The following is a 288-nucleotide window of genomic DNA, read 5'->3' on the forward strand; positions in this document are numbered from 1 at the left end:
GCTGCTCCGGCGTGCGGACGAACCCGTCCGGCGGGCGGCGATAGATCTGGCCGCCCGCGCGATGCGCTTCGTCGATCACCACCGGATGAAGCCCGGCTTCGACCAGCGTGGCGGCAGCCCTTATACCGGCCGGACCGGCGCCGACGATCACGATCCGTTGCGGTGAGATCTCGCTCACGGCCAGCTCTCCGGCGGCGTCGTGCGCAGCCGCATGCCCTCAGCTATGGGGCTTGTGCACGCGCGCAAGCGCGGCCCCTCTTCCTGCCAGACCCAGCAATCCTGCCATGC

Annotated in this window: 2 protein-coding genes; both read right to left on the minus strand. The window is 70.5% G+C overall.

From position 1 onward, the window contains the following. Positions 1-169 (minus strand): FAD/NAD(P)-binding protein (locus EN808_RS35900; RefSeq protein WP_245525214.1); only part of this gene is annotated, 169 nt, incomplete at its 3' end. A 5-nt stretch (positions 170-174) separates the two neighbouring features. After that, on the minus strand, positions 175-288 hold a 114-nt coding region (locus tag EN808_RS37760; RefSeq protein ID WP_189524261.1), incomplete at its 5' end, for a 2Fe-2S iron-sulfur cluster-binding protein.

The organism is Mesorhizobium sp. M8A.F.Ca.ET.165.01.1.1, assembly GCF_004792065.1.
Taxonomy (GTDB): Bacteria; Pseudomonadota; Alphaproteobacteria; order Rhizobiales; family Rhizobiaceae; genus Mesorhizobium.